Raw genomic sequence first — 7776 nt, 5'->3', positions numbered from 1 at the left:
CATCGCCAGCTCATTATTCTAAACACCCCCGTTCTAATGAATGGGGGTGTTTTTTTATGCGCGGAATTTGTATCCTCAATTCTTTAGATACTGAAATTGATTCAAATTATAAAGAAATAAAGCTACTCTAAAATTATTTACCTAATTAGAAATTTAATATGCAATGGATCGTAATTAAAACTTTCTCATTTCCTTATGAGGCACAAATTGCAAAGACTCAACTAGAAGTATTTGGAATTCCTGTTTATATTGAAAATGAGCATACAATTAATATGGATTGGTTTTATTCTAATGCTTTAGGTGGGGTTCGTTTATTAGTTCCAGAAAACTATATTGATGAAGCGAAGTCATTTCTTGAAAAAGACTTTAGTGATGAGCTTGAACAAAAGTTTGGGGAGAGTAAAGAATGTTGCCCTGAGTGTGGAAGCTTGGATATAGAAGTTAATAATAAAGGAAAAAAATCTGCCTTTTTAGCGTTTATGTTTTTGGGCCTACCTTTATTTTCTTTTAGAAATGGTAATAGATGTAAGCGTTGTGGACACTTTTGGAATTAAATATATAGTAAACGATTATTGATTATCTTAATTATGGAACCTAATGTAGAGGTATTGGATTTAGTTCTATCTCTGCAATTAGTGTACTAGGCGGAGAAGCCATTGATATTAAATAAAATAAATTATTTTGATGGCCGTTCAATTTAATAAATATAAGGACTTATTTAATGGTAGATAAAAAACAGCTAACTCAAAAGCAAATAGAGTTACTCCTTGAATTATTAAAGAATAGATTTGAAAAAAATACACATCGTCATACAGAAATAGAGTGGTCGGATGTGCAAAATAAACTAATTAAGGTTCCTGATAAACTTTGGTCATTGCTGGAAATGGAAAATACAGGAGGGGAGCCTGATGTTATTGCTTATGATCAGCAGAAAGACGAATATTTATTTGTAGATTGCTCTCTTGAGACACCTAAAGGTCGTAGAAGCCTTTGCTATGATCGTGAGGCTCTAGAATCTAGAAAAGATCATCCTCCTAAAAATAGCGCAATAGATATAGCTAAGGAAATGGGTGTTGAACTTTTAACAGAAAAGCAATATTACCAATTACAAGAAATTGAAGAGTTTGACCTTAAAACATCAAGTTGGCTCAAAACCCCAAATGAGATTCGTAAACTAGATGGAGCACTTTTTGCTGATCGTCGATATGGTCGTGTCTTTATTTATCATAATGGAGCACAATCTTATTATGCTGCCCGTGGTTTTCGTTGTTGCTTAAGAGTATAGGCATTGCATTGTATTTAAATAAAAAGAAGAAGCTTTGATGTTTTATGCCAAGAAAATGGAGATTCTTGCAACTTTTGATTGATGGCAAACATGACAAGATATGTTCTGGAATTAAATAAAAACATCAGGACATCTGTAGAAATGCAACCAAACCCAATTTACTATAATGAACAACATATTGCTTTTGCTGATAATGTTCGTCGATTTGTACAAAAAGAAATGGCTCCTTTCGTTAATGAATGGGATGAGGCTGAGACATTTCCAAGAGAGCTATATAAGAAGGCTGCTGAAATTGGTCTATTAGGTTTAGGTTTTTCTGAGGAATATGGCGGTATTCCTGATGCAGATCCATTTTATTCATTACTGGCTGGTGTAGAAATGGCGAAAGCTGGTTCGGGTGGAGTACATATTTCACTCATGGTACATACAATTGGAGCACCACCGATTCAGCATTTTGGAAGTGAAGAACTAAAGTCAAAAGTTTTACCAAGGATTATTTCAGGAGAAAAGATTTCAGCATTAGCGATTACAGAACCAGGCGGTGGTTCTGATGTGGCTGCATTACAAACTAAAGCTGTTCGTGATGGTGACTATTATGTTGTCTCGGGTGAGAAAACATTTATCACATCGGGGATTCGTGCAGATTACTATACGGTTGCAGTGCGTACAGATCCAACTAAAACAGGCGCAGAAGGCATTTCAATGTTGCTTGTTGATGCTCACAGTGAAGGAATTACTAAAACACCTTTGAAAAAAATGGGATGGTGGGCTTCAGATACGGCGCATTTGCATTTTGATCAAGTGCGAGTACCAGCATCAAATCTGCTCGGTAAAGAAAATGCTGGTTTTAAAGTTATTATGAATAACTTTAATATGGAGCGTTTTTTCTTGGGTGTAGTGGCTTATGGCTATGCATTAGTTTGCTATGAAGAAGCTCTAGATTGGGCCCAGCAACGGAAAACTTTTGGTAAGAGATTAATAGACCATCAAGTCGTTCGTCATAAATTGGTAGATATGGCAACGCAATTAACCTCAACACGGGCATTACTTGAAGAAACTGCATGGAAAATGACTCAGCCAAAACTACAAGGGCCTGAGTTAGTCGCTCAAATCTCGATGCTGAAAAATGTTGCGACTCGCACAATGCAATTTTGTGCTGATGCAGCTGTGCAAACATTAGGTGGTATGGGCTTTATGCGTGGAACTAAATCTGAACGTATTTACCGTGAAGTGAAGGTTAATATGATTGGTGGTGGTGCTGAAGAAATTATGAAAGATTTGATTAGTAAGCAGCTTGGTTATTGATTCTGCAAAGGTGGTCATTGAGCCACCTTTTTTATTTCAAAGCCATCTCCCACACCATTTCAGTTAACTCATCAATTTTGACTTTACCTTCAGATTTATACCAAGTGACAGTCCATGAAATCGCACCACCAACTAATCTTCGCCAAATAAAGGCATCATGTTTTATCTTGCTTTGAGTGCGTAACTTTTCAATGACATCTAACCAGATTTGTTCATACTCATTACGCATTTCTAAAAGATAATCTTGTTTTTCTTTTGACAGCGCAAACCACTCATAAACTAAAACAGCCATGGCTGCACCAGTATCTCCAGTAATTGAAATGAGTTCTGCTTTAATAAGAGCTCGTAATTGGTGTTCTGGATCGGTAGATTGAGCGGCTGCATCTTTTAAACGAGCAAGATTGTAAATGATAGTTTGCTCCATTACGTGAGCTAGGATGTCATCTTTACTCTTGAAGTGATGAAATAAGCTACCTGATTGAATTCCAATAAATTGAGCAAGTTCGCGGACAGTGGTTTTATCATAACCTTGTTTGTGAAATAGATAGGCAGCTCCCTGTAATAAACGACCACGCGGGCTATCGTCAAAGCAAGAAATATGTGGAATCTGTTCAATTGAAGTCGCAATCATACGAAAGCTGGATCCTTTATATAAAAATATTTACGGAAAAAATTTTGCTAAATCTCACCATGTTTTAGGCTAGTTGTCGAGTTTGGCAGTTTTAGTCAATTTCACAATAACATTTTGCTCTTTACAAACCAAGCGCTTGCTTGGTAATGTTGAGTGTAATTTTTAAACAAAATAATGAGAAACAAGATGGCAAGTAATCAACAAGATGATGAGCGTGTCGTAAAAATAGGGTGTGCCTCAGGTTTTTGGGGAGATACCAATACTGCTGCTTTTCAATTGGTACATCTAACCGATATTAATTATTTGGTTTTTGATTACTTGTCAGAAATCACCATGTCGATTATGGCCAAAGCGAAAATGGTAGAGCCGAAACATGGCTATGCTTTAGATTTTGTCAGTCGTGTCATGGCGCCTCTACTTAAAAAAATTGCAGAGAAAAAGATTAAGGTGATTAGTAATGCTGGTGGTGTTAACCCATTGGCATGTCGAGATGCCTTGCAAAAAATAATTAAAGAATATGGTCTAGACCTGAAAGTTGCCGTGGTGTTAGGTGATGATCTTTTACCGCAACATGAGCACCTCAAACAGCAAAATATTCGGGAAATGTTTAGCGGGGAAGCTTTGCCAGAACAAGTGGCGAGTAGTAATGCTTATTTAGGGGCGGTGGCTATTCGTGACGCCTTAGACTTAGGCGCTGATATTGTAATTACTGGCCGTGTAGTTGACTCTGCTGTGGTACTTGCACCCTTAGTTCATGAATATCAATGGTCACTCGATGACTATGACAAATTGGCGCAAGGTTCGTTGGCAGGTCATGTCATTGAATGTGGAGCTCAATGTACGGGTGGTAATTTTACCGATTGGCAATTGGTGCAGGGCTTCGACAACATGGGTTTTCCAGTGGTTGAAGTGAGTGGAGATGGCTCATTTGTTGTAACTAAGCCTCAAGGTACAGGTGGTCTAGTTTCTACCGCTACGGTTGCAGAGCAAATTGTTTATGAAATAGGCAATCCTCAAGCGTATTTACTACCCGATGTAATTGCTGATTTCAGCCAAGTGCATTTAGAACAAGTTGGGGAGCATCGAGTCCGTGTGACGGGAGCGAAAGGACAAGCACCAACTACACAATATAAAGTCAGTGCGACCTATCCAGATGGTTATCGGGTTTTAGTGAGTTTTTTAATTGCAGGACGTGAGGCACCACAAAAAGCACAAGTCATTGCTGATGCGATTTTGACTAAGTGCGAACGTGTTTTAGCAATGCGTTCGGTACCACCTTTTAGTGAAAAGTCTGTTGAGATTTTAGGTATTGAAAGTACCTATGGCGAACATGCTCGAGCATTAAATAGCCGTGAAGTTGTGATCAAAATAGCTGTAAAACACATGTTTAAAGAAGCATGTATGTTCTTTGCATCGGAAATTGCTCAGGCTTCAACAGGCATGGCTCCGGCTTTGGCAGGGATAGTGGGGGGGCGTCCAAAAGCATCGCCAGTGATTAAACTATTTTCATTTTTAATAGATAAAAATCAAGTAAGTGTCGAAATCGATTTTGAAGGAAAACGCTACCCAGTTGAGATTCCACAAGGAGTTTCTACAGAGCAATTGCCTAATTTAAAGGCAGGTGAAAATGCAATTTATCAAGGAGATGAAATTGAAGTTCCTTTGATTGAAATTGCTCATGCCCGCAGTGGTGATAAAGGCAATCATAGCAATATTGGTGTGATTGCACGTAAAGCAGAATATTTGCCATGGATTCGTGCAGCACTGATGGAAGAGGCTGTTGCAAGCTATATGCAACATGTCTTAGATGCAGAGAAAGGGCGAGTAATCCGTTATGAGTTACCGGGTTTGAATGCACTAAATTTTATGCTAGAAAATGCCTTGGGTGGCGGTGGTGTTGCAAGTCTACGTATAGATCCGCAAGGGAAGGCCTTTGCACAACAATTATTGGATATGCCTGTAAAAGTTCCGGCACATCTTTTAGAAAAATAAAATAAATGGATGAAACAAAGATGAGTTATCAATCAATATTTAGACCAGATGCTTTCGCCAATAAAGTCATTATTGTGACAGGTGGTGGCTCTGGAATAGGGCGTTGTACGGCACATGAGCTTGCAGCCCTCGGCGCTCAAGTAGTGATTACAGGACGAAAAATTGAAAAATTAGAGAAAGTAAGCCAAGAAATTATAGAAGATGGGGGCTTAGTTCATTTCATTGTTTGTGATAACCGTGAAGAAGAACAAGTGAAAAATATGATTGCCGAAGTGATTGAGAAATTCGGCAAACTAGATGGCTTGGTAAATAATGCTGGCGGCCAGTTCCCCTCAGCTTTAGAGAATATTTCAGCGAATGGTTTCGATGCAGTCGTGCGTAATAATTTACACGCAACTTTCTATCTAATGCGTGAAGCTTATAACCAATGGATGGCTAAACATGGTGGCAGTATTGTAAATATGACTGCTGATATGTGGGGCGGCATGCCGGGAATGGGACATTCTGGTGCTGCGCGTTCAGGGGTTGATAACTTAACTAAAACAGCATCGGTTGAGTGGGGCAAATCTGGCGTTCGTGTAAATGCGGTTGCACCGGGGTGGATTGTGTCATCCGGTATGGATAATTATAGCGGTGATTTTGCCAAAGTAATTATTCCAAGTCTTGCTGGCAATGTACCGCTCAAACGTATGGGAACTGAGTCAGAAGTTTCATCGGCAATTTGTTATTTACTGTCCGATGCTGCGGCTTTTGTGTCAGGAGTAACTTTGCGTATTGATGGTGCCGCATCGCAAGGAACACGAATGTATCCACTAGCTGAAGCAACAAATAGTCAGTCTTATAATGGTTTCCATCGCGCGTTTATTCCTGAAATTTTTCAGAAAAAGACTGAGGCTGAGGAGGAATAACAGTGACTATTGTCCAATCCGAAATTGCTGTTGGTAGTGAACAGTATCAAAAGAATAAAGAGGCATTGCTTACTCAACTGAGTGAAGTCCGTGCAATTCAGCAAAAAAGTATTGATAAATCATATGCTGCCAAACCGAAATTCGATAAAAAGGGCAAGATTCTACCGCATGAGCGTGTACGGTTGTTACTCGATGCTGATTCACCTTTTGTTGAGCTGTGTGGCTTGGTCGGCTACAACATGCATGATGATAAAGATGGTTCAGAAGCTGGAGGCGGGGTAATTGCTGGCCTTGGTTTTGTCAGTGGTGTGCGTTGTCTGGTCTCAGCAAGTAATAGTGCAATTAAAGGTGGGACCATGTCACCCATGGGTGTACAGAAAACCTTGCGCTTGCAAAAAATTGCTTTGGAACAAAAACTCCCACTGATTACGCTGACCGAAAGTGGAGGTGCCAACTTAAATTATGCTGCTGAAGTATTTACTTATGGTGGTATGACATTTGCCAATCAGGCACGTCTTTCTGCGGCAGGTATTCCACAGCTTGCAGTGGTGCATGGTAATGCAACGGCAGGCGGTGCTTATCAGCCCGGTCTTTCAGATTATGTAATTGCTGTACGTAAGCAAACCGAGATGCTTCTTGCAGGTCCCCCTTTACTCTTGGCTGCCACTGGTGAAGTAGCAACAGCTGAAGAGTTGGGCGGGGCAGAAATGCATGCGCAGGTCGCTGGAACAGCAGAATATTTGGCTGAAAATGATGCTGATGGTATTCGACTTGCACGTGAAATTTTTGAACATCTGAACTGGAAAGAGCAAATCAAACCAGTTGATGTAACTTATAAAGAACCTCGTTACGATACCGAGGAATTATTGGGTGTGATTCCAAGTGATCCTAAACAACCATTTGATATGAAAGAAGTGGTTGCCCGCATTATTGACGATTCAGATTTTCTAGAATTTAAACAGGAATATGATGATTTAACGGTGTGTGGCTGGGCGAAGATTGGCGGATTACACATCGGTATTATTACCAATAATGGTCCGATTACACCTCAAGGGGCAGCGAAGGCGGCTCAGTTTATACATCTGTGTGAACAGACTAAGCGTCCGTTATTGTTTTTGCATAACACCACAGGTTTTATGGTAGGAACTGACGCAGAGCAAAACGGTATTATCAAACACGGCTCGAAACTGATTCAAGCGGTTGCCAATTGTTCTGTACCTAAAATTTCAATTGTTGTGGCAGGGTCGTATGGTGCTGGCAATTACGCGATGTGTGGTCGAAGCCTATCACCAGACTTTATTTTTGCTTGGCCAAATTCGCATGTTGCCGTAATGGGTGCTGCTCAAGCCGGAAAAGTGCTACGCATTGTGGCTGAAGGAAAACAAAAAGCTTCCGGTCAGGAACCGAATCCGCAAATGCTCGATTTTCTTGAGCAAAGCACGGCCATGAAATTGGAACAACAATCTACCGCGCTTTTCAATACGGCCATGCTACATGACGATGGCATTATCGATCCACGAGATACCCGAAAATTATTAATTTTCCTTTTACAAACCATTTATGAAGCACAGCAACGAGAGCTAAATTCAACTCGTTTTGGTGTGTCCCGTTTTTAATCAACCTTTACCGCAATTAAAAAAATTAATAGGAATAAA

At 39.9% G+C, this 7776-nt stretch carries 7 protein-coding genes; 6 read left to right on the top strand and 1 reads right to left on the bottom strand.

Features of this window, described 5'->3' with window-relative positions; all coding sequences use genetic code 11:
• The first annotated feature begins 158 nt into the window (after nucleotides 1-158).
• The 3 genes from ACTJJG_RS18245 (at nucleotide 159) to ACTJJG_RS18235 (ending at nucleotide 2590) form a co-directional block, all read left to right on the top strand.
• Entirely contained in the window at nucleotides 159-554 is a 396-nt protein-coding gene (locus ACTJJG_RS18245; protein WP_440608996.1) for a putative signal transducing protein, read from the top strand.
• Between the two features lie 167 nt (nucleotides 555-721).
• On the top strand, nucleotides 722-1285 hold the full coding sequence (locus ACTJJG_RS18240) for a DUF4256 domain-containing protein (RefSeq protein ID WP_032057727.1): 564 nt from the start codon (nucleotides 722-724) through the stop codon (nucleotides 1283-1285).
• 141 nt (nucleotides 1286-1426) lie between these two features.
• A complete protein-coding gene (locus tag ACTJJG_RS18235) occupies nucleotides 1427-2590 on the top strand; it encodes an acyl-CoA dehydrogenase family protein (RefSeq protein WP_032057725.1) in 1164 nt (387 codons plus the stop codon).
• Between the two features lie 31 nt (nucleotides 2591-2621).
• Here the strand turns inward: ACTJJG_RS18235 and ACTJJG_RS18230 are convergent, their stop codons facing one another.
• Nucleotides 2622-3221 carry a TetR/AcrR family transcriptional regulator gene (locus ACTJJG_RS18230; RefSeq protein ID WP_032057724.1) on the bottom strand — a complete coding sequence of 200 codons (600 nt, stop codon included), beginning with the start codon at nucleotides 3219-3221 and terminating at the stop codon, nucleotides 2622-2624.
• A gap of 186 nt (nucleotides 3222-3407) precedes the next feature.
• On the opposite strand from ACTJJG_RS18230, the gene ACTJJG_RS18225 reads away from it, so the two are divergent.
• From ACTJJG_RS18225 to ACTJJG_RS18215, 3 genes are read left to right on the top strand one after another with little or no spacing between them, the layout of a single operon-like run.
• On the top strand, nucleotides 3408-5213 hold the full coding sequence (locus ACTJJG_RS18225) for an acyclic terpene utilization AtuA family protein (protein ID WP_032057722.1): 1806 nt from the start codon (nucleotides 3408-3410) through the stop codon (nucleotides 5211-5213).
• Between the two features lie 20 nt (nucleotides 5214-5233).
• Nucleotides 5234-6121, top strand: a complete 888-nt coding sequence (locus ACTJJG_RS18220; protein ID WP_025468556.1) for an SDR family oxidoreductase — start codon at nucleotides 5234-5236, stop codon at nucleotides 6119-6121.
• Nucleotides 6122-6123: 2 nt separating this feature from the next.
• Complete coding sequence (locus ACTJJG_RS18215; RefSeq protein WP_045126706.1) at nucleotides 6124-7737, top strand: acyl-CoA carboxylase subunit beta; 1614 nt, start codon at nucleotides 6124-6126, stop codon at nucleotides 7735-7737.
• Nucleotides 7738-7776: the final 39 nt, after the last annotated feature.

Source organism: Acinetobacter sp. 22512 (genome assembly GCF_052044755.1).
GTDB classification, from domain to species: Bacteria; Pseudomonadota; Gammaproteobacteria; order Pseudomonadales; family Moraxellaceae; genus Acinetobacter; species Acinetobacter pittii.
Note: the sequence above shows the minus strand (reverse complement) of the source record. Positions and strands in the feature narration are given on the sequence as shown.

Bases quoted from the DNA above. Each gene is read 5' to 3' on its own strand.
- ACTJJG_RS18245 (WP_440608996.1), top strand. From the start codon at position 159: ATGCAATGGATCGTAATTAAAACTTTCTCATTTCCTTATGAGGCACAA.
- ACTJJG_RS18240 (WP_032057727.1), top strand. From the start codon at position 722: ATGGTAGATAAAAAACAGCTAACTCAAAAGCAAATAGAGTTACTCCTT.
- ACTJJG_RS18225 (WP_032057722.1), top strand. From the start codon at position 3,408: ATGGCAAGTAATCAACAAGATGATGAGCGTGTCGTAAAAATAGGGTGT.
- ACTJJG_RS18235 (WP_032057725.1), top strand. From the start codon at position 1,427: ATGCAACCAAACCCAATTTACTATAATGAACAACATATTGCTTTTGCT.
- ACTJJG_RS18220 (WP_025468556.1), top strand. From the start codon at position 5,234: ATGAGTTATCAATCAATATTTAGACCAGATGCTTTCGCCAATAAAGTC.
- ACTJJG_RS18230 (WP_032057724.1), bottom strand. From the start codon at position 3,221: ATGATTGCGACTTCAATTGAACAGATTCCACATATTTCTTGCTTTGAC.